Below are 18,839 nucleotides of genomic sequence, written 5' to 3'. Positions count from 1 at the left end.
AATGGCGAATGAGCAAGGAAAAACAAAGCGGTGGCAACGTGTCTTGCTGGTGTCTTCACTGGCGCTGAACCTTGTTGTTCTTGGTGTTGTAGCGGGTGCTGTTTTCAACGGCGGCCCTCCTGGTTCTTCACAGCGTTTCGATTTGACAGCGGGCCCTCTGACCCGCGCTATGGATGATGATAACCGCGCGGCTGTCCGCACGGCGCTGCGCGAGAGCGATGTTTTCCAACGCCGGGATCGTTCTGCGATGAACGAGGACATGCAGGCCCTCGTGGCAACAATCCGTGCTGAGGCATTCGATAGTGAAAAATTCCTCGAGATACTCCAGCGCCAACGCCGCCGACTGCAAGTTGGGCAAGACGCAGTGCTGGATGTGGTGAGTGCTGAAATCGGCAATATGTCTTTAGAAGAACGGTCGGCCTTTGCGGATCGTCTTGAAAGTCAGTCACGTCAGGGACCGCCGTCGCGCGAAGACCGTCATGGCCCTCGAAAGAACTAATCAAGCGGCTGAAAGGCTAACCATGTTCCGGCCACCGCTTTTCGCTGCATAAAGCGCCAGATCTGCGGCGTTTACCAGCTCTTCTAGGTCGGCTTCTTCGTCGTCAGTCTGTGGTCCGCTGTTGAGGCTGACGCCGACCGACATTGTTATGCTTAATTCGGTCCCGTCTTCGCCGACGAAAAATGGTGTGTCTCCGATGAGTTTGCATAGTCTTTCAGCCGCTGTGCGCGCATGAACCACGTCGCTATTCGGGATCGCAACCAAAAATTCCTCGCCGCCGATGCGTGCCAGAAGATCAACTGCTCGCAAGTTTCCTTGCAGCCGAAGCGCGACTTGCCGCAGTACCTCGTCACCTGCCTTATGACCATAAGTGTCGTTGATCCCTTTGAAGTGATCTAGATCGAGCGCCATAATCGCAAATTGGCGACCCGTCTTCCGGCTTTGTTCAGATAGTCGTGCCAGATGGGGCAGGGCATAGCGGCGGTTAAACAGGCCGGTCAGGGGATCCGTGATCGCCGCCTCAAGGCCTGTTTCGACCGTGCGGCGCAGTGCAGCGGCTTCGTGTTTGGCTTGTAATAGAACGCGGCATCGGTGCCGAATTTCGTCGTCTGCGACTGGCGATGTAACGATATCATTGGCACCAAGATCAAGCGCCATCGCTGCTGCTTGGCGTGTATTGGACGATAGAAGCGCTAAGATGCTGGAATGCCGGGTTTTGGATCGGCTGCGCAGCTCAGATAACAGTCGAAACAGGATAGTATCGTCAGGAAGCCCTAACCTGAAATCAACAACAAAGAGATCCGCCGCAGTGTTTCGTTCAGTGCCCGAAGTTAGCCGTTCTATTGCAACGCTAGACACTTGGCAGTTTTCGAGATCAAGCCCATCGCCCGTGGCCTTACCGTCCATCGTGGCAATCACAACCGTCGACGGAGCTGTAAAGTCGCTGCAGGCTTCTGCGAACCCAAGCGCAGTTCTCGTTCCTTCCCGCATGCGGAGTTCTTGACGTGCATCGCGTGCCCGCAACATGCTTCTGATACGGGCTTGTAGGATGTGATCATCAAAAGGCTTCGTCAGAACGTCATCCGCCCCAGCTTCAAGGGCGGTCACGCGTTCTTGTGGGGTGGAAAACCCACCTGTGGCAATAATTGGTATCAAACTTGTGTCTTCCTGCGCCTTTAGAGATTGGCAAAACGCCATGATGGCCTCTGTGTCCGTGCCGATGTCCATCAAGATGAGATCTGGAAGAGATGCCGCGATTTCGACCTTCGCCTCAGCGACATTTGAGCAGGGTCGCACGCGATATTGGGCTGTGAGAAGTTTAACTTTCAGGATGATCCGGTTCGTGGCAGCGCAATCTATGATCAGTATGTCCCCAGGCATTCTTGAAACCTTTCACGCTTTGCATCAATTTACTGTTCACTAAGTTTGCGTATTAAATGGTTAAGAAACTCTTTCCGTGAAGGTAATGAATGTGATGTCCCCCGAGCGTGCCGAACAAATTGCTATTTTAGCGTTGTCATGGCTTGGCCAAAACGAAGAGCTTTTCCCAGTGTTTTTAGGGGCTTCTGGCGCAAATGCAGATGAGTTGAGAGAACAGGCGGAAAACCCCGCTTTTCTGGCGGCGGTGCTCGATTTCTTAACAATGGACGATACGTGGGTCGTGGAGTTCTGCGATGTTCATCATCTTAAGTACGAAGAACCCTTAACCGCGCGTTATGCGCTACCGGGAGCAGAGGCTGTGCATTGGACATGACCGAAAAGGCAATCAAAGGTGTGATCTTCGATAAAGATGGCACGCTTTTTGATTTCAATGCGACATGGGGGGCTTGGGCGCGCGGAATGCTGGCGGCCGAGACTGCAAATGCGCCCGAGATGCTTGCGCCACTGGCTCAGGCTTTAGGGTATGATCTTGATGCTGGATTGTTCAAACCGCAAAGTATTGTGATTGCCGGTACGATCGAGGATGTGGCCTTGGCTGCTTTACCGTACCTTCCGGACAGTGAAACGGCCCCAATCATTGCGCGTTTCAATGCTGCAACCATGGATGTGCCGCAGGTTGAGGCTGCACCTTTGGTGCCATTTCTGGACCGCTTGAAAACTGCGAGCCTGAAACTGGGGGTAGCAACCAATGATGCTGAGGAACCTGCACGCGCGCATTTAGACGTCGCAGGCGCGACGCGGTTCTTTGATTTCATCGCGGGGTTTGATTCCGGATTTGGCGGCAAACCAGCAGCGGGCCAATTGCACGCTTTCTGCGCGACGACAGGGCTTTCGCCTGACGTCTGTGCCATGGTCGGTGACAGCACCCACGACCTGCACGCAGGACGGGCTGCGGGGATGACAACGGTTGCGGTTTTGACAGGTGTAGCAGGGCACGATGAGCTGGCACCACATGCGGATGTCGTCTTGGGTTCGATTGCCGAATTACCTGCGTGGTTGGGTCTCTAGCTGCCTGATGCACAGTTTACGACAGCAGATGTCGCAAACCGCGCCGCGCTCGGATTTTAGGCTGTCACGCTAAAGGCACCGTAACCGGAGCCATAAAATGTCAAACGACACCGCCCCCAAACGCCGTCGCGCTGGCGGCCGTGCAGCCAATGCCGCCAAACGTCAAACCGCAAAACTGAACCAAATGCCGTGGCGGATTCCGATCAATATCGACAGGCCGACCGAACCCCTTGGCGAAGATGGTGTTCAAGCCATCCACGACGGGGCAATGCGGATCCTTGAAGAAATCGGGATCGAGTTTCTGAATGAAGAAGCGATCGAGATTTTCAAAGAAGCCGGTTGCACAGTTGACGGGACCAACGTTCGGATGGGGCGTGATTGGGTCATGGAGATGGTCGGCAAAGCGCCAGAGCAGTTTGACATTACGCCGCGCAATCCGGATCGAAAGATTACAATCGGCGGGGGCCATATCCTGTTTGGGAATGTGTCTTCGCCCCCGAATTACTTCGACCTTGAGATTGGTCGCAAAGTCACTGGCAATCGAAAGCAGTCCAGCGATCTTTTGCGTCTGACGCAGTATTTCAACTGCATCCATTTTGCGGGTGGTTATCCCGTCGAAGCTGTCGATGTTCATCCACGCGATCGGCATCTTGTGATAGGATTGGATAAACTGATCCTGACCGACAAAGTCAGCCACGCTTATTCGCTGGGTAAGGAACGCGTCGAAGACGTGATGGAAATGGTTCGTATCTCCGGTGGATGGACGGATGAGGAATTCGAATCCAGCCCAAAGATGTACACAAACATTAATTCCACATCGCCATTGAAACATGACGTCCCCATGATCGATGGATGCCTGCGCTGTGTTCGGCGCGGGCAAGCGGTTGTAGTGACACCGTTTACCTTGGCGGGCGCTATGGCTCCTGTGACGATGTCGGGCGCGGTCGCCTTGTCCATTGCAGAAGCCTTGTCTGCCATTGCGCTGTTTCAATATGTCCGCCCCGGCGCCGCCTGTGTGATCGGCACGTTCACCAGCAACGTTGATATGAAATCCGGCGCCCCAGCATTTGGCACGCCTGAGTATATGCGTGCGACCCAGATGACGGGGCAAATGGCGCGGTTTTACGGGCTTCCGCTGCGATCAAGCGGTGTTTGTGCGGCCAATGTGCCGGATGGGCAGGCGATGTGGGAAACCTCAAACTCGCTTTGGGCGTCGGTCCAGTCGGGAACCAATATGGTTTATCATGCGGCGGGTTGGCTTGAAGGGGGGCTGATTGCCAGCCCTGAAAAGTTTGTAATGGATTGCGAAGTCTTGCAGATGATCCAGCGGTATATGGAGCCCTCCGTGACCGCGACGGGCCCCGAAGAAATCGCAATTGATGCCATCAAAGAGGTCGGCCCTCGCGGGCATTTCTTTGGCATTCAGCATACGCAAGACCGCTATGAGGACGCGTTCTATTCGCCGTTTGTGTCTGATTGGCGCAACTTTGAAGCATGGGAACTTGCCGGAGGTGTTTGGACGGCAGAACGCGCCCACCGTACCTTCAAAGAGATTATCGCGGATTACGAAGAACCGCCCATAGATGCAGGTATCAAGTCCGAGCTGGAAGACTTTGTTGCGCGGCGCATTTCTGAGGGTGGTGCCCCGACTGATTTCTGATCGGAGTTTCTGGGAAACGTTCGAAGCTGGGGGTATGGTCGCATTAGGCAGCAAAGGTATTGCACTGTATGGACCTCGAAATTCGCACTGAAGACTTTGACGCATTCTTTGATGCCCCGTTTAATGCCTACGGGACAGATAGCCCTTATGTCTCCCCCCTAAAGGGGGATTTGCAACGGTTCTTGTCGCAAGACAATCCGTTGGTCAGCGGCGCTGGCGAGGGGGCATTAACCTATTTCACGGCCCATCGGGCGGGCCGTGCTGTTGGTCGGATCACCGCCCATGTACATGGCGCTTCTAACCGTATTCACGGTGTCAAACGGGGCTATTTCGGGTATTTCGACTGTGCCGATGACGCCGAAGCTGCGGCAGCGCTGCTAAGCGCGGCGGAAAACTGGTGTCGCTTACGTGGCCTTGATGAAATTGCTGGAAATTTCAATCTCACTGCGATGCAGCAAATCGGTGTGGTCACGGAAGGGTTTGAACATGCACCCTACTTGGATCAAACATGGTCACCGCCCCATATTGCGCGTCTGCTTATGGAAAACGGCTATGCAGCGACGTTTCCGATGGCCACGATGGAAACCAAAGACCTGCAAGCGGCATCCGATATGTCGCTTGGTCCGAAACATCAGGCCATTCTCAATAACCCTGATTTTTCATTTGCACCCATCACACGGGCCACGATTGGCCAACGGCTTGAAGAAGCGCGTCTGATCCTGAACGCATCCTTCGCAGAAAACCCGATGTTCGTTCCCGTAAGTGCGGAAGAGTTTCATTTTCAGGCTAAGGACATGAAATGGGTGATGGATAAACGCATTTCTGCGGTGTTGCATCACAAAGGTGAACCAGCGGGCTGTGTGATCTGTGTGCCCGACATGAACCCGTTTTTGCGCCGTATTCGATCGCGCATCGGGATAACAACACCGTGGCATTTCATCCGCCAACGGATGACCAATACACGTGCTGTGTTGATATTTGCGGGGATCATGCCGCATCTGCAAGGCCAGGGGGTGAACCCTGTTATCCTGCATCATGTCCTTAAGAACGCGCGTGACGCGGGCTATACGTCTATCGGCAACACGTGGATCGCTGATGTTAACCCTATGTCGCTTGCTCAGGCTGAAAAGGCAGGCAGCAGCCGGATGCACCGCCTGCATTTGTTTGGCAAACAGCTTTAGTTTGATCGTTCAGGCGTCGGTGTCCATCCAGATCGTGACTGGCCCATCGTTGACCAACGATACCGCCATATCCGCGCCAAACTGGCCGGTTTGAGTCGGAACCAAAGCCCCCATTTCAGTTGCAAAGGACTCATAAAGACGATTGCCGTCTTCGGGCGATGCCGCGGCAGAAAACCCGGGTCGATTGCCGCGTGACGTGTCCGCAGCCAAGGTGAACTGGCTGACAACCAAGGCCTGTCCACTGATGTCGAGGAGCGATCGGTTCATGCGACCGTCATCATCCTTGAAAATCCGAAGTTTAGCAATCTTTGCCGCTAGTTTCGCTGGCTGATCATCTGTGTCGCCCTGCATAGCACAGACCAACACCAAAACACCTGCCGCACATTCACCGATCAGATCACCGTCCACGTGGACCTGTGCCGAGGTCACCCGCTGAATAAGAGCACGCATTTAGAGGCCAAGTTCAGCCGCCGTTGGCGGGTTTGCGCCCGCTCGGCTTACGGTTACGGCCGCAACGCGAACCCCAAGGTGCAGCGCTTCGCGGATTTCGTCTTCGGTCAAGTTGGCGATCCGATGTTTGGTCAGGCAGCCAAGACGGTCCAGTCCAGCCAATGTTCCAGAGTTGAACGTGTCACCCGCGCCTACTGTATCGACGACTTCGGCGCGTTCGGACGGAACGAAAACTTCGTGATTTGCCGTGTAACCTGTCACGCCGTCGGCGCCTTGAGTTATGCAAACGAGCTTGGCACCCTTTGCGACCAACCCATGAGCAAGCTCGGCCAAGTCGCCTTCGCCTTCCAGCCAATGAAGGTCCTCGTCGCTGAGTTTGATAACGTCAGCAGTTGCCATCATCCGTTCGATCCGTGCGCGATAGGCAACAACGTCTTTGATGAAGGATGGGCGGATGTTCGGGTCAATCATCGTGACGCGGCGCGGTGCTTCGCGCAGCATCATCGCCTCGTAGACTTCACCGCAGCCATTGCCCACTAAAGAAATACCGCCAAAGAAGAGGGCGTTTGCCTCGATCTCGGGGGCGGCGGCCAAGGTCCGCATGGCAGAGTTTTCGTCATAGAAAGCGTATGTTGCTTGGCCATCTACGAGTTTTACAAAGGCAACCGTGCAAGGAGCCACCATGCGAGGGCTAGGAGTGTGGTCAACGCCGCTGGCGTCTAAAGCATTGCGAAGGATGTCTCCTAAGAAGTCCGAAGACATGCCACAAAAGAATTGTGCATCGACGCCCAAACGACCAAGGCCGATCGCCGTGTTAAAAACAGCACCACCGGGGTAGGGCGCAAAACAGTCTTCTCCCGCCGTACTTTCGCGCGGCAACATATCAATGAGCGCTTCACCACATGCCAGAATCATATCTTATCTCCCCGAAGTTTGCGTCGTACTATCACTGACTGTTAGCGATAACAAATCCGACAAAGCCTGCAAGGATCAATCCCAATATCACAGCGATTGCGATCTTTATTGCGGAGTAAGGGCGTTCACCCTGAACGCGGCCAGTCCGCCCGTTCACAACAAAGCGGTAGGTTTTTCCGCGATACTTATACGCGGCCATCCAGACGGGTAGCAAAACATGCTTGAACGTGAGCGTCCCGATTTTTGTGTCCACGGTGCCGACACGCTGGGCATCCCCACCAATGTCGAATTTAACATCACGGTGGATCACGCGGTCCATGACTTCGCGCGCTTCTTTAAAAGCATCCTCAAGCTCCACTTGATACCCTTCGGCGCGAAACCCAGCGAGGTATTCCGGCTGGTAAGGTTCCATCGCTGACAGGTCCCAAGGCTCCAACGCGTCGGTGTATCGTTTCGGAAGGCTGCGTGAGCCCAGCACCAAAACATCATCAAAGAACCGCGCTACACGGCCAGAAACGCCGCGCCATTTGGTTTTACGGACGCGCACTTGTTGGCGTTTGCCGTCGCGAACAACGGTTTTGGTTTCGTAGTAATGGGTCCCGCGCTGTCCGGTGTATGCACTTTTGGTATCGGCATCGAAGGTCCAGTAAGGCACGTAAATACCAGACAAAGACCGCCCCTTTCGCGCGTAGTCTTTCAACCCGTTTGGTGCAAACCAAAGCGAGCCAAGCCAGTCCGACATCGTGCCGCGCGCTGCCCGTTCATCCAGCGCAAACGGTAATAGCCCTTTGGGTTTGATATGCCGATGCAGGCCGGTATCGGTGACAACAGGCGTGGCGCAGAATGGGCATTCGGCGCTGTGGACGGTTTCGTCGTATTCAGTTTGCGCCCCACAATTGGGGCAGGAAACAACGCGGGTTTCCTCGATCTCGGCTTCGGGCATATCGCCAGAAACGGCCGCACGGAAATCCAGTTCGGCCAAAGACCCGCCGCGCCAAGGTCCCTGTGAAATTGGGTGCGTATTTCCGCAGTGGTCGCAAATAAGCTGATCTTGACCAGGGTCAAAACGCAAATCCGCCCCACACTGATCACAAGGGAAACGGTGTTCGTCGGCCGGTGTTGGTTTGTCTTCTAAGTATGTTTCAGACATCAAAACGTTTCATAGCTGAATGTGATCGTCGGCATGTGCCGCAATACCCGATGCAATTCGGGCGGCTGAAGGCGGCAATAAACTTGAATTGCCGCCTTTCGAATTATGCGCCCGGTGCTGGTGGTGGCATCACCGTGAACAATTGCGCAAGTTCCGCGACTTCGTCGGCAGTTTTCCAACCGTCTTGACCCGCTGTCCAGACGTGCGTTTCACGTGTGAGGGATCCATCAGCGGCCATCTTCCCAAGGTCCGCCTTGGAGAAGGGACCGGTTGTCTTACCCGCGTTCGCAATGTGCCAAATGTGTTCAACTGGCGGTGGAGGCGGTGCAACAGCGGCAGGGGCCGCTTGCGGTGCCGCAGCATTCGCCCACGGGTTCGCCATCTGTTGTGCCATCGCCATGCCCATGCCAGCGCCCATACCAGCACCCATCGCACCTGAGGCCTCGCCGCCAGCACGAAGTGCCTCGGCGGCAGCGTATTTCATGTGGGCGTCCAGATCGCCTGTCAAACCACGTGACGTGCGTGTGTCCAGTGCCTTTTCTACGGCAGGCGGGAGGCTGATGTTTTCGATGTAAAGCTCGGGGATCGAGATACCGTACTGTGCAACAGTGTCTGCAATCGCGCCTGCGATGAGTTTGCCCAGATCGGCCGTATTTGCAGCCATATCGAGAACCGGAATGCCAGATGCAGCAATCGTGCGGGTAAAGGCCTGCACGATGATATTGCGGACCTGATAGCTGATTTCATCCATTGTGAATTCGCCGTCAGTGCCGACGATCTCGGTCAGGAATTTGGCTGGATCAGTTACTTTTACGGAATAGGTGCCAAAGGCCCGAATACGGGTTGGACCGAATTCAGGGTCGCGCAGCATAATCGGGTTTTTTGTACCCCATTTCAAATCGTTAAACCGCGTTGTGTTGACGTAATAAATCTCGGACTTGAACGGAGATTTGAAGCCGTGATCCCAGTGATTCAGGGTCGTCATGATCGGCATGTTGTTGGTTTCAAGCATGTAGAGACCAGGCGTGAACACATCCGCCAACTGGCCTTCGTGTACGAACACAGCTGCCTGACCTTCGCGGACGGTCAGCTTGGCGCCATATTTGATTTCGTGGTCTTCGCGTTCAAAACGCCAAACCATGGTGTCACGCGTGTCGTCTGTCCAATGAATGACGTCAATAAATTCGCCAGTGAGAAAATCGAGAATGCCCATGTCAGGACTCCTTCATAGTTAAGTCAGTTGGGCCAGTTAGGACGGCCCGTTGTTCAGCATTTCTGTTGCAATTACCCGCGCGATCGGGGCGGCTTCGGCAGCGGACATTCCAGTTTCAAAACGATCATCATAAAGCATTTTGAGAAGCAACTCATCATGGGTTGTCAGCAACCCAAATTCTTCGTCGTCATTAAAGATACTGGGGCGTGCCTGAGGGCTGTCGTTGGCCAGGCCAAGCCCTTGCGCGAGTTCTTCGTGGATACAGGCCAGTCGTATCAAATCGGGGTGTTCACCTCGGATCATCGCGATGGCTTTGGAATATTCGGGGCTGTTGTCCACGCTAAACGCGAGAACAAGGCAGGACGTGTCACGAGGCACATCGATAAACGCCCGCACACTTGTTGCGTTAATGCCTGGAACCAAAGCGCGCAATTGGGTTTCAAATCCTAGTCGGTCGTCTTCGTTCAGGATCAGTACGTGAAAATTAGGGTCCGTGTCGTCCATGCTCATCGGGTAATTGGTCACACGTTCTAGACGAGACACATAGTTTCTAATGTTCTGACTGTCCTCCATGCGTTGATCGTCAGGCACCGTGTTCCCAAATTGAACAGTAAATCGGACGGGCTGTTCCCAGCGGCGAAGACGGCTGATGGTAGGTTGCGCACGTAGGCCAGTTGGAGTTGTCGCATATTCATCAAACAGCGCAATGCGAACGAAGTTCCGCGCGAGCTCCGCAGCGGTGAACATCGTATCTGGCCCCCCGCCATCGCTACGTAGCGAACCAATCGCGATGAGATCATTCTCCTGACGCTTGTAATAGACCGATAGGGCGCGGCTGGCATCCGATGGCTGCGGCCTGATCGCAGGGGCAGGCGGCTCAACTGGCGGCACCAAATTGTTGGGCCTCTCTTGTGGCGCCACGGGTGGAAGCGCAGGAACGGCTGGCTCGCAAGCGGCAAGCACCAGCAGGGCCGTTAAACCCATGCTGATCGCTGTGATGCCGCTTGCCATCTTCGTCAAGGATTAGGCCTCGCCAGTGGCAGAACCGATGTTGTGGCCGGATGCAGTGCCACGCGCCTTGGCAGCGGAAAGAGTTTCTTTCAGTTCCGCTTCCATGTTTTGCAATTCTTGCTCTGCTTCAGCACGCTTGCGCTTGCCCTCGTCGGCAATCTGCAAGGACTCTTCGATGGTGCCAATCAGGTCGGCATTGGCCTGTTTGATCGCTTCGATGTCAAAGACGCCGCGTTCCATCTCGGTGCGGATCATTTTATTCGCAGAGCGCAGGTTTTCCGCGTTTGCCGTCAACAGTTCATTGGTGAGGTCGTTGGCTTCACGGACCGCAACTGCGGCTTCTGCAGAACGCTGGATCGTCACCGCCTGTGCCAATTGTGTTTCCCACAATGGCACTGTGTTGATCAGCGTAGAATTGATCTTTGTCACCAGGGACTTGTCGTTTTCCTGAACCAAACGAATGGACGGCAGGGACTGCATCGTGACCTGTCGGGTCAGTTTAAGATCGTGTACGCGGCGTTCCAGATCGTCACGTGCGGCACGCAGATCGCGGAGTTCTTGCGCTTTCATCACACCTTGATCTTCTGGCGCGGCAGCGACTTCGGCTTCTTTTGCCGGGATGACAGTTTCATCCATTTCAGCAAGTTTAGCTTCACCGGCAGCGATGTAGAGCCCCAGTTCGTCGTAGAAATTCAATGTCTTGTCATAAAGAACGTCGAGGCTTTCGATGTCTTTGAGAAGAACATGTTCATGCTTGAGAAGATCATCTGTGACCTTATCGATTTGCCCCTGAACGGTTTCAAACTTTGCGGCAAATTTTGCAGCAGGGGCCATACGACCCAAAAGCTTTTCCCACCAGCTGCGTTTACGACGCACGTCTAGTTCGGAAACGTTAAAGCCACGGATCGTTGTAACGATCTCGCGAAGGGAATCGCCTGCAGGGCCCACGTCTTTGTTGCGCACGCCTTGCAGCATGGATTGTGAAATCGTCTGCAGTTCCGTTTGGGCAGATGAGCCGAAGGAAATAATGGAATTGGTGTCTTCCATGTCCAGCTCGGCCATGCGTTTGGTGATTTCGGCGCTGGTCGGTTCATCCGCAGCGGCCAGTGGCACCAGCTCGTTTTTTGGCTCAGCCAAGATCACGGCAGTGACTTTTTCCAGCTGTCCAAGGCTCGCTTTCGCGGCCTCCATATTCTTTACGACTGTGTCAGACATAATGTCCCCCTATAATACGGCCTGCTTACAGGCCTTCTCGCTGCAATCGATCGCGCAGCACTTTGATTTCAATATCCATGTCGCTTCGGTCATCGAGCAACAGCTTTTCGGTCCGTGCGGCGAAGTTCTGCTCAAGATCGCTGAGCAGGCTTTCAAAATCCGCGCGTGCAGTTTCATCGCGTTGGCGTTTGTAAAGGTCGGCGAACTTTGCCGCCGCATCCCGCGCACCCATCAAATACACGCCAAGAAATTTGCGAGCGCCGGTTAGATCACGCGGATCTTCTTCGACTGTGCGGATCATTTTGCGGGCAGTCGCCTGAAACTGCGCTGTGCGGGTTTCGAGGTGGCGATCGCCAATGCTGGCGATGTGGTCCGTCATCGACGCTAGGTTTGCCTCGGCTTCGTCGACGACCTTTGCCACGCGATCCTGTTGGAAGGTATCGATCCCTTCCATGCGCTTGTCGCGCAGCGGGTCGATGCCAAAAGCCATCGTGTGTAGGCCGCCTGCAGCGATTCCATAAAGAATTGCCGCCAACATGCTGGGATCATTCATTAAAGACGCTAGAGTAACGCCAAGGCCGGTCAGTACGGACCCGATCATTTTGCGCGGAATGCTGGGCTTGCGCGCCACTTTGCGTAGGTCATAAGCCGCCGCAGCGCGCATACCATCCCGAGTGAGCCAAGCTGCTAGAGACATCAACGCGGCGCCACCAAGCCCCATCAGCAAACCTGTTGCGCCTTCGTTCAAGGATAAGAACGCCAGCAAGACGCCTGGTACAAATAGCAAATTCGCCTTGGCGCCAGCCGCATTAACCTTGCGCTGATCTACGACCGCCTCGCGGATGCCGTCTTGCGTTGTTCCGTCGGGGCTAAATTTTCCACCAAACTTCTTGGCCATGCTCAAAGCCCTCCAAGCCAGCCTGTGACCACGCCAAGCATGAGCACAATGAGCAATGCGAAAGATATTGTCTTGGTTGTCTTAGGCACAAGCGCCTCCAGTAGTCGCGATCTTTAACAAGGATAGGGGCATTACGACCGTCTTACGAGTCCACGACATCGTTTCGCACGGTAAATAGTGCGCGCAATAGTCCTGAATCTCTGGCAAAAAACGTGCCCCCAAACTTTGCTGCGTTCATCAGCACGCCTATCCATGCACAGCCATAATATCTGGGCAAGGGTCATCTGTCGCCAGATTTCCCCCCTGCGCCACCCCTTGAACCGCCAGTATGGCGCTTGGCAGAGGCAGCAGTGCCGCGTTTTGGCGGTGGGCGTTTGCCCTTTGGCACGGGTTTTGATGGCTTTGGAGCGTCTCTCAGACCCATCTGATCGCGCACAATACGTTGTTTTACTTCTTCAACGGCACCGGGTTTGAGAGTGCCCAACTGAAATGGCCCGTAAGAGATGCGAAGCAATCGGTTCACGATCACGCCTTGGGCTTCCATGAGGCGTCGAATCTCGCGGTTCTTGCCCTCACGTAACCCCATAGTTAGCCACGCATTTGCGCCTTGTTGGCGGTCAAATTTCACTTCGACGCCGGCGTAACGGACGCCATCGACTTCGATTCCCGCGCGCAATTCGTCCAGTTTGGCCTCTGAAAGGGACCCTTTGATCCGCACGCGATACCGGCGCAGCCATCCGGTTGCGGGCAGCTCCATCGTTCGCTTGAGGGCACCGTCGTTGGTCAACAACAGCAGCCCTTCTGAATTGATATCTAAGCGGCCGACAGACATCACACGAGGCATGTCTTTGGGCAGCGCATCAAACACTGTATCGCGGCCTTTTTCATCACGCTCAGTCGTGACCAGTCCAGCTGGCTTATGATAAATCCAAATGCGCGGGGCTTCGGGTTCGGCGAGTTCTTTGCCATCCACGACAATGCGGTCCCGCCGCGTCACATTCAGGGCAGGGGTCAGAATGGTTTTACCATTCACGGTCACACGTCCGGCTTCGATGATCTTTTCGGCCTCGCGGCGGCTGGCGATACCAGCACGCGCCAAAACTTTTGCGATACGATCACCTGATGGTGTCTTGTTCTTTTCATCTGTCATGATGTCCGCCTAAGCACTCGGCCGCCTTCACGCAACAGGCTTTCGCCCCGACACAGAGGTCGCACAGCCAAAGAAGTGGCGGTTTATTTGCACCTCAAGCCCCTCAGCGCGTAATGCATCCGCAATACCGTCACAGCCGCCAAACCGCTTCGAATAGGGGCCAACCATGCTGAAATCCTCGGCGCCCTTAAGGAAGATTTTCTCAACTAAAGGGATCACCCGATCCATGTAGAACCGATAAAAGGGGCGCAAAATCCAACCTTTTGGATCAGAGGCTTCGATCATTGAAAACGCGCCGCCGTCCTTGAGCAATCGCGCGACTTGGCCCGCTAGAATGACGTGTTGTTCGGGATTGAAAGTCTTTAGGCCGAACGTAGAAAACACAACATCCGCAATGCTGTCAGGCAAAGGCGTGGTCAGCGCATTGGCTTCAATATGTGTAATCTTGTCAGCGCGTTCTTTATGCAAAACGTCCAGCGCGTGCAGATGCATCTGATGGGAAATGTCGATCGCGGTGACTTTGGCATCAGGGTAACGGGCCAAAATATGGGGCCACGCCTCTCCGGTGCCTGCCATCAGGTCCACGATAGTTTCGGGATTGTCACTTGGAATTTGGCGCACTGCGGCTTTGCGCCACCGTTCAACGAACCCAAAGGATGAAACATTGCTCCACCATCGATAATTTCCTGCACAACGGTCAAACAATGCGGCGACGTCTTCGGGGTCATAGGACGGATCATCAATCATAAGACGATGCTACCGAGGGCATGCAGCAAGGGAAACGGCCCATTGTCCTTTGGCCGCAAGTTTATCCGCCAAGTGCCCGCCCCTTGCAAAAGTCGTCCACATTAGCCCATCAAAGCGCATGAGTTTCAAAAGCCACATGGACGCCGCCCTAATAGAGGCTAAATCCGCCGCTGCACGTGGCGAAGTGCCTGTGGGCGCCGTTGTAGTGTCGCCATCCGGTGACGTGATTGCCGTCGCAGGTAATCGCACCCGTGAACTGAACGACCCGACAGCGCACGCAGAAATACTAGCGATCCGCGCGGCATGCGCTGCATTGGGCCAAGAACGCCTAACGGGGCACGACCTTTATGTGACTCTTGAACCTTGCCCGATGTGTGCAGCAGCTATCTCGAATGCGCGTATTGCGCGGCTGTATTACGGGGCGGCAGACCCGAAGTCAGGCGGCGTCGCGCAGGGGCCTCGGGTTTTTGCACATACGCAATGCCACCACGTGCCTGAAATCTATGATGGCCTGTCCGCAACAGCCTCAGAAGAGTTGCTTAAGGGTTTCTTTGCCGCAAAACGTGATCGCTGACGCCACAATGGTTGAAGCCGCGCCGCGCCGCAGGTAAAGCGAACTTAACAGTCAAACCGGAGACCTTTCATGTCCATCGACACGGAAACCGCACGCCGCGTGGCAAAGCTTGCCCGCATTCAGGTGCCAGAAGACAAATTGCCAGAGTTGGCCGATGAATTCAGCGCGATTCTTGGATTTATCGAACAGCTGAACGAAGTTGATGTTGACGGAATCGAACCGATGACATCCGTGACACCCCAGCGACTGAAACGTCGTGACGATGTAGTGACGGATGGCGATCAGCAAAAAGCCGTTCTGAAAAACGCTCCTGATGCCCGCGAAGGGTTCTTTGCTGTGCCAAAGGTGGTTGAATAATGTCTGAGCTGAGCAAACTAAAAATTTCCGAAGCGCGCGATGCCTTGAAAAAGGGCGAAGTGACCTCCGTTGAGCTAACCGAAGCTTGCCTGTCCGAGATCGACAAGGCCGGCACATTGAACGCTTTCGTCCACAAGACGCCGGAGGTTGCACTGGAGCAAGCCAAGGCCGCAGATGCGCGCAAAGACGGCGGAGACCTGAATGGTATTCCGTTGGGTATTAAAGACTTGTTCTGCACCAAGGGTGTGGCGACACAAGCGGCGTCCGGCATTCTTGAAGGGTTTAAGCCCGAATATGAATCGACAGTAACAACGCAGTTGTTCGGGCAGGGTGCTGTCATGTTGGGTAAGCTCAACATGGATGAATTCGCGATGGGGTCTTCCAACGAAACTTCTGTCTATGGCAACGCTGTGAACCCGTGGAAACGCGGAAACGACGCTGCTGAATTGACACCTGGTGGGTCATCGGGTGGCTCTGCCTCTGCTGTGGCGGCTGATCTGTGTCTTGGTGCGACCGGCACGGATACTGGCGGATCTATCCGTCAACCTGCTGCTTTTGCTGGTATCACAGGCATCAAACCAACATACGGACGTGTTTCCCGATGGGGCATCGTTGCGTTCGCAAGTTCACTGGATCAAGCGGGCCCAATGACCAAAGACGTGCGCGACAGCGCGATCATGCTGAACGCGATGTCCGGTCACGATCCGAAAGATTCCACTTCGGCGGATATCGCAGTGCCCGATTTCGAGGCAGCCCTTACAGGTGATATTCGCGGCAAAGTCATTGGTATTCCAAAAGAATACCGCATGGATGGCATGCCCGAAGAGATCAGTAAACTTTGGGCCGATGGCACAGCAATGTTGAAAGATGCAGGCGCCGAAATCCGCGATATTACGCTACCACACACCAAATACGCGCTTCCTGCGTATTATGTAATTGCGCCTGCTGAGGCATCGTCGAACCTAGCGCGATATGATGGGGTGCGCTTTGGCCACCGTGCCAAACTTGATGCGGGCGATGGTATCACCGAGATGTACGAAAAGACCCGCGCCGAAGGGTTTGGTCACGAAGTGCAAAACCGTGTGATGATCGGAACATACGTCCTAAGTGCTGGTTTTTATGACGCGTATTATAACCGCGCCCGCAAAGTGCGTGCGTTGATCAAGCGCGACTTTGAAAACGTGTTCGCTGACGGTGTAGATGCGATCCTGACACCTGCTACACCATCATCTGCATTCGAGTTGGGCGCGATGAAGGATGCGGATCCGGTGCAAATGTATCTCAACGACGTGTTCACAGTGACTGTGAACCTTGCAGGGCTACCAGGTGTGGCTGTGCCTGCAGGCGTCGATAAAGACGGTTTGCCGCTTGGTTTGCAGCTGATTGGCCGTCCATGGGAAGAGGGCGAGTTGCTGAATACTGCCTATGCACTTGAGAAAGCTGCGCAATTTGTAGCAAAACCAAGCCGTTGGTGGTAAACCGCCTTAAAGCAACAGATTGAAGTCAGTCAGACAAGGCCGTTTTCGTGGAAAAGTATATGAAGAAGATTGCAATTCTTGGCGCGAGCCTTTTGGCCCTAACGGCCTGTGCACCGCAGGTTCCCGACAGCGGTGCTGGCGTTGGTTTTAGCGATTATGCTGACTATGAAATTGAGCGCGCCCGCCGCGAGGCCGCGCTGAGAGGGACGGCACCGCCGCTGACCACTGGCCCGATTGTGCAGCCAACAACGAATGTTGTCACCACAAGCGAGCTTGCTGAGGCTGGGATCGGAACGACACCAACCACACCGGACCCTGTTCAACCGCAGACCGCGCTGGCGTCAAACCCTGACATCTCGGATGAACAAGATTTCAGCGCCGTATCTGGCCGCGAAAGCATCGAAAGCGACGCTGAACGCCGTGCCCGCCAAGCTGCTGCGTATCAGTTGATCGAAGCGACAGCATTACCCGTACGCAATGGCCGTGTTGAACCGAACATCGTGCTTTATGCCCTTCAAGCGCCAAACAATCGTGGCGAAGGCGTCTTTGATCGCTCTGGTTTTTCAGGAGAAAGCCGGTTCCAGCGCAATTGCGCCAAGTACCGCACTCCCGACGAAGCGCAGCGCGATTTCTTGACCCGTGGCGGCCCACAGCGTGACCGTCTAGGCATTGACCCTGACGGTGACGGGTTTGCATGCGGCTGGGACCCTCAGGCGTTCCGTTCGGTCGCAACTGGAAACTAAGATTGGGTCTTTCGCCTAATTTCGGTCCGCGCCGCGACGGCGCGACACCCGACATTATCGTTTTGCACTACACCGCGATGCCTGACTGGCGCAAAGCGCGGGATTGGTTGTGTAATCCAGAAGCAGAAGTGTCCGCCCATTACTTGATTTCCCCACAGGGTGAGGTCGTATCTTTGGTCGATGAAGACCAACGTGCATGGCATGCGGGGGCAGGGTCGTGGGGTGATGTTACGGACGTCAATTCCCGATCTATCGGGATTGAATTGTCCAATGATGGGTACTCGCCGTTTGCCGCTCCGCTGATGGACGCCGTCGAAACACTGCTCCCAAAAATCATGGACCGCTGGGCGATCCGTCCAGACCGCGTCATTGCCCATTCTGATCTTGCGCCGGGTCGCAAGATTGATCCGGGTTCGCGGTTTGATTGGGCGCGTTTGGTAAGGACAGGGCTAGCCGTAATGGCATCCCCCAGTACGCCAGCCCCCGTGAGCGAAGACACGTTTCGCACGGACATGTCGGCTATAGGCTATGGGGACGGCATCGACTTGGATCTTCTGATCTCAGTGCTGCGGATGCGGCATCGTCAGGGGCATGTTGGCCCGCTGGACGGGTGGGATTGTGCAATCGCCGCTGATCTTGCTGCGCGGTTCCCTATTGCTAAGTTCAACCTCACTTCTTAGGACACGTCTTACGCGGAGGATCGGATGACCGCGAGCGGGGCAACCTGTTCGAGGAAAGTCCGGACTCCATCAAGGCACGATGCTGGGTAACGCCCAGGCAGGGTAACCTGACGGACAGCGCCACAGAGAACAGACCGCCCATCATGTGTGGGTAAGGGTGAAACGGTGGAGTAAGAGACCACCGCGGCGGTGGCAACATCGCTGGCACGGCAAGCCCCATCGGGAGCAATGCCAAATAGGGGCCGCGCGTGAAGGGCAACCTTCGCAGGATCGTCTTGATCCGAGCAGGTCCGGGTTGGCAGCTAGAGGGTGTCTGGTAACAGGCACCTTAGATGAATGGTCATCGAACCGTTTCGGCGGGGAACAAAATCCGGCTTATAGATCCTCCGCGTATTTCTGATCTAAGGCCAAAAAAAACGGATGGGAAAGGCATGTTTGTCTACAAGGGCGCAGCCCGCTTAGACAGTGTG

At 55.0% G+C, this 18,839-nt stretch carries 20 protein-coding genes and 1 other RNA gene; 11 read left to right on the top strand and 10 right to left on the bottom strand.

Features of this window, described 5'->3' with window-relative positions; genetic code table 11:
- The first annotated feature begins 1 nt into the window (after position 1).
- A complete protein-coding gene (locus L0666_RS06280) occupies positions 2 to 499 on the top strand; it encodes a periplasmic heavy metal sensor (protein WP_235259447.1) in 498 nt (165 codons plus the stop codon).
- Here the strand turns inward: L0666_RS06280 and L0666_RS06275 are convergent, their stop codons facing one another.
- Positions 500 to 1,879, bottom strand: coding sequence for a diguanylate cyclase (locus L0666_RS06275; RefSeq protein ID WP_235259446.1), 1,380 nt, complete (start codon positions 1,877 to 1,879; stop codon positions 500 to 502). It lies immediately after the preceding gene.
- Positions 1,880 to 1,973: 94 nt separating this feature from the next.
- Between L0666_RS06275 and L0666_RS06270 the strand changes: the two genes are divergently transcribed.
- From L0666_RS06270 to L0666_RS06255, 4 genes are all read left to right on the top strand, one after another.
- Positions 1,974 to 2,252, top strand: coding sequence for a DUF3572 domain-containing protein (locus tag L0666_RS06270; RefSeq protein WP_235259572.1), 279 nt, complete (start codon positions 1,974 to 1,976; stop codon positions 2,250 to 2,252).
- Positions 2,249 to 2,947 carry an HAD family hydrolase gene (locus L0666_RS06265; RefSeq protein WP_235259445.1) on the top strand — a complete coding sequence of 233 codons (699 nt, stop codon included), beginning with the start codon at positions 2,249 to 2,251 and terminating at the stop codon, positions 2,945 to 2,947. Before L0666_RS06270 ends, L0666_RS06265 begins: the two co-directional genes overlap by 4 nt.
- 97 nt (positions 2,948 to 3,044) lie before the next feature.
- On the top strand, positions 3,045 to 4,607 hold the full coding sequence (locus tag L0666_RS06260; protein WP_235259444.1) for a trimethylamine methyltransferase family protein: 1,563 nt from the start codon (positions 3,045 to 3,047) through the stop codon (positions 4,605 to 4,607).
- A gap of 68 nt (positions 4,608 to 4,675) precedes the next feature.
- On the top strand, positions 4,676 to 5,788 hold the full coding sequence (locus tag L0666_RS06255; RefSeq protein WP_235259443.1) for a hypothetical protein: 1,113 nt from the start codon (positions 4,676 to 4,678) through the stop codon (positions 5,786 to 5,788).
- Positions 5,789 to 5,797: 9 nt separating this feature from the next.
- Here the strand turns inward: L0666_RS06255 and dtd are convergent, their stop codons facing one another.
- The 9 genes from dtd to L0666_RS06210 all read right to left on the bottom strand — a co-directional run bounded on the left by dtd (position 5,798) and on the right by L0666_RS06210 (position 14,537).
- Positions 5,798 to 6,238, bottom strand: coding sequence for a D-aminoacyl-tRNA deacylase (dtd, locus tag L0666_RS06250; RefSeq protein WP_235259442.1), 441 nt, complete (start codon positions 6,236 to 6,238; stop codon positions 5,798 to 5,800).
- Positions 6,239 to 7,153, bottom strand: a complete 915-nt coding sequence (locus tag L0666_RS06245) for a carbohydrate kinase family protein (protein ID WP_235259441.1) — start codon at positions 7,151 to 7,153, stop codon at positions 6,239 to 6,241. It lies immediately after the preceding gene.
- 31 nt (positions 7,154 to 7,184) lie between these two features.
- Positions 7,185 to 8,303, bottom strand: coding sequence for a TFIIB-type zinc ribbon-containing protein (locus tag L0666_RS06240; RefSeq protein WP_235259440.1), 1,119 nt, complete (start codon positions 8,301 to 8,303; stop codon positions 7,185 to 7,187).
- Positions 8,304 to 8,406: 103 nt separating this feature from the next.
- A complete protein-coding gene (locus tag L0666_RS06235; RefSeq protein ID WP_235259439.1) occupies positions 8,407 to 9,516 on the bottom strand; it encodes an SPFH domain-containing protein in 1,110 nt (369 codons plus the stop codon).
- 36 nt (positions 9,517 to 9,552) lie between these two features.
- Positions 9,553 to 10,527, bottom strand: a complete 975-nt coding sequence (locus L0666_RS06230; RefSeq protein WP_235259571.1) for a DUF2927 domain-containing protein — start codon at positions 10,525 to 10,527, stop codon at positions 9,553 to 9,555.
- Positions 10,528 to 10,539: 12 nt separating this feature from the next.
- On the bottom strand, positions 10,540 to 11,742 hold the full coding sequence (locus L0666_RS06225; protein WP_235259438.1) for a toxic anion resistance protein: 1,203 nt from the start codon (positions 11,740 to 11,742) through the stop codon (positions 10,540 to 10,542).
- A 25-nt stretch (positions 11,743 to 11,767) separates the two neighbouring features.
- Complete coding sequence (locus tag L0666_RS06220) at positions 11,768 to 12,640, bottom strand: 5-bromo-4-chloroindolyl phosphate hydrolysis family protein (protein ID WP_235259437.1); 873 nt, start codon at positions 12,638 to 12,640, stop codon at positions 11,768 to 11,770.
- Positions 12,641 to 12,920: 280 nt separating this feature from the next.
- Positions 12,921 to 13,790, bottom strand: a complete 870-nt coding sequence (locus L0666_RS06215) for a pseudouridine synthase (RefSeq protein ID WP_235259436.1) — start codon at positions 13,788 to 13,790, stop codon at positions 12,921 to 12,923.
- Between the two features lie 27 nt (positions 13,791 to 13,817).
- Positions 13,818 to 14,537 (bottom strand): class I SAM-dependent methyltransferase, encoded by a 720-nt coding sequence (locus tag L0666_RS06210; RefSeq protein ID WP_235259435.1) that lies wholly within the window; start codon positions 14,535 to 14,537, stop codon positions 13,818 to 13,820.
- A 118-nt stretch (positions 14,538 to 14,655) separates the two neighbouring features.
- Here L0666_RS06210 and L0666_RS06205 point away from each other — a divergent pair, with 118 nt between their 5' ends.
- The 6 genes from L0666_RS06205 to rnpB all read left to right on the top strand — a co-directional run bounded on the left by L0666_RS06205 (position 14,656) and on the right by rnpB (position 18,763).
- The gene (locus tag L0666_RS06205) at positions 14,656 to 15,111 is read left to right on the top strand and encodes a nucleoside deaminase (RefSeq protein WP_235259434.1); all 456 of its coding nucleotides are present in this window, start codon (positions 14,656 to 14,658) and stop codon (positions 15,109 to 15,111) included.
- 69 nt (positions 15,112 to 15,180) lie between these two features.
- Positions 15,181 to 15,468, top strand: coding sequence for an Asp-tRNA(Asn)/Glu-tRNA(Gln) amidotransferase subunit GatC (gene gatC, locus L0666_RS06200; protein WP_235259433.1), 288 nt, complete (start codon positions 15,181 to 15,183; stop codon positions 15,466 to 15,468).
- The gene (gene gatA / locus L0666_RS06195) at positions 15,468 to 16,946 is read left to right on the top strand and encodes an Asp-tRNA(Asn)/Glu-tRNA(Gln) amidotransferase subunit GatA (RefSeq protein ID WP_235259432.1); all 1,479 of its coding nucleotides are present in this window, start codon (positions 15,468 to 15,470) and stop codon (positions 16,944 to 16,946) included. The genes gatC and gatA overlap by 1 nt, the downstream gene beginning before the upstream one ends.
- Before the next feature lie 59 nt (positions 16,947 to 17,005).
- Complete coding sequence (locus L0666_RS06190; protein ID WP_235259431.1) at positions 17,006 to 17,689, top strand: hypothetical protein; 684 nt, start codon at positions 17,006 to 17,008, stop codon at positions 17,687 to 17,689.
- A 2-nt stretch (positions 17,690 to 17,691) separates the two neighbouring features.
- Positions 17,692 to 18,369, top strand: coding sequence for an N-acetylmuramoyl-L-alanine amidase (locus L0666_RS06185; protein ID WP_235259430.1), 678 nt, complete (start codon positions 17,692 to 17,694; stop codon positions 18,367 to 18,369).
- 12 nt (positions 18,370 to 18,381) lie between these two features.
- Positions 18,382 to 18,763, top strand: an RNA gene (gene rnpB / locus L0666_RS06180) — RNase P RNA component class A.
- Positions 18,764 to 18,839 lie beyond the last annotated feature (76 nt).

Source organism: Octadecabacter algicola, from assembly GCF_021532625.1.
GTDB classification, from domain to species: domain Bacteria; phylum Pseudomonadota; class Alphaproteobacteria; order Rhodobacterales; family Rhodobacteraceae; genus Octadecabacter; species Octadecabacter algicola.
The sequence above is the reverse complement of the archived record's forward strand: the minus strand, read 5'-3'. Positions and strand labels throughout refer to the sequence as shown.

What these genes read in the sequence shown, in the direction of transcription:
- gatC (WP_235259433.1), top strand. Translation starts at nt 15,181, where the DNA reads ATGTCCATCGACACGGAAACCGCACGCCGCGTGGCAAAGCTTGCCCGC.
- dtd (WP_235259442.1), bottom strand. Translation starts at nt 6,238, where the DNA reads ATGCGTGCTCTTATTCAGCGGGTGACCTCGGCACAGGTCCACGTGGAC.
- L0666_RS06235 (WP_235259439.1), bottom strand. Translation starts at nt 9,516, where the DNA reads ATGGGCATTCTCGATTTTCTCACTGGCGAATTTATTGACGTCATTCAT.
- L0666_RS06210 (WP_235259435.1), bottom strand. Translation starts at nt 14,537, where the DNA reads ATGATTGATGATCCGTCCTATGACCCCGAAGACGTCGCCGCATTGTTT.
- L0666_RS06230 (WP_235259571.1), bottom strand. Translation starts at nt 10,527, where the DNA reads ATGGCAAGCGGCATCACAGCGATCAGCATGGGTTTAACGGCCCTGCTG.
- L0666_RS06265 (WP_235259445.1), top strand. Translation starts at nt 2,249, where the DNA reads ATGACCGAAAAGGCAATCAAAGGTGTGATCTTCGATAAAGATGGCACG.
- L0666_RS06190 (WP_235259431.1), top strand. Translation starts at nt 17,006, where the DNA reads ATGAAGAAGATTGCAATTCTTGGCGCGAGCCTTTTGGCCCTAACGGCC.
- L0666_RS06270 (WP_235259572.1), top strand. Translation starts at nt 1,974, where the DNA reads ATGTCCCCCGAGCGTGCCGAACAAATTGCTATTTTAGCGTTGTCATGG.
- L0666_RS06255 (WP_235259443.1), top strand. Translation starts at nt 4,676, where the DNA reads ATGGACCTCGAAATTCGCACTGAAGACTTTGACGCATTCTTTGATGCC.
- L0666_RS06275 (WP_235259446.1), bottom strand. Translation starts at nt 1,879, where the DNA reads ATGCCTGGGGACATACTGATCATAGATTGCGCTGCCACGAACCGGATC.
- gatA (WP_235259432.1), top strand. Translation starts at nt 15,468, where the DNA reads ATGTCTGAGCTGAGCAAACTAAAAATTTCCGAAGCGCGCGATGCCTTG.
- L0666_RS06280 (WP_235259447.1), top strand. Translation starts at nt 2, where the DNA reads ATGGCGAATGAGCAAGGAAAAACAAAGCGGTGGCAACGTGTCTTGCTG.
- L0666_RS06225 (WP_235259438.1), bottom strand. Translation starts at nt 11,742, where the DNA reads ATGTCTGACACAGTCGTAAAGAATATGGAGGCCGCGAAAGCGAGCCTT.
- L0666_RS06220 (WP_235259437.1), bottom strand. Translation starts at nt 12,640, where the DNA reads ATGGCCAAGAAGTTTGGTGGAAAATTTAGCCCCGACGGAACAACGCAA.
- L0666_RS06245 (WP_235259441.1), bottom strand. Translation starts at nt 7,153, where the DNA reads ATGATTCTGGCATGTGGTGAAGCGCTCATTGATATGTTGCCGCGCGAA.
- L0666_RS06240 (WP_235259440.1), bottom strand. Translation starts at nt 8,303, where the DNA reads ATGTCTGAAACATACTTAGAAGACAAACCAACACCGGCCGACGAACAC.
- L0666_RS06205 (WP_235259434.1), top strand. Translation starts at nt 14,656, where the DNA reads ATGAGTTTCAAAAGCCACATGGACGCCGCCCTAATAGAGGCTAAATCC.
- L0666_RS06215 (WP_235259436.1), bottom strand. Translation starts at nt 13,790, where the DNA reads ATGACAGATGAAAAGAACAAGACACCATCAGGTGATCGTATCGCAAAA.
- L0666_RS06260 (WP_235259444.1), top strand. Translation starts at nt 3,045, where the DNA reads ATGTCAAACGACACCGCCCCCAAACGCCGTCGCGCTGGCGGCCGTGCA.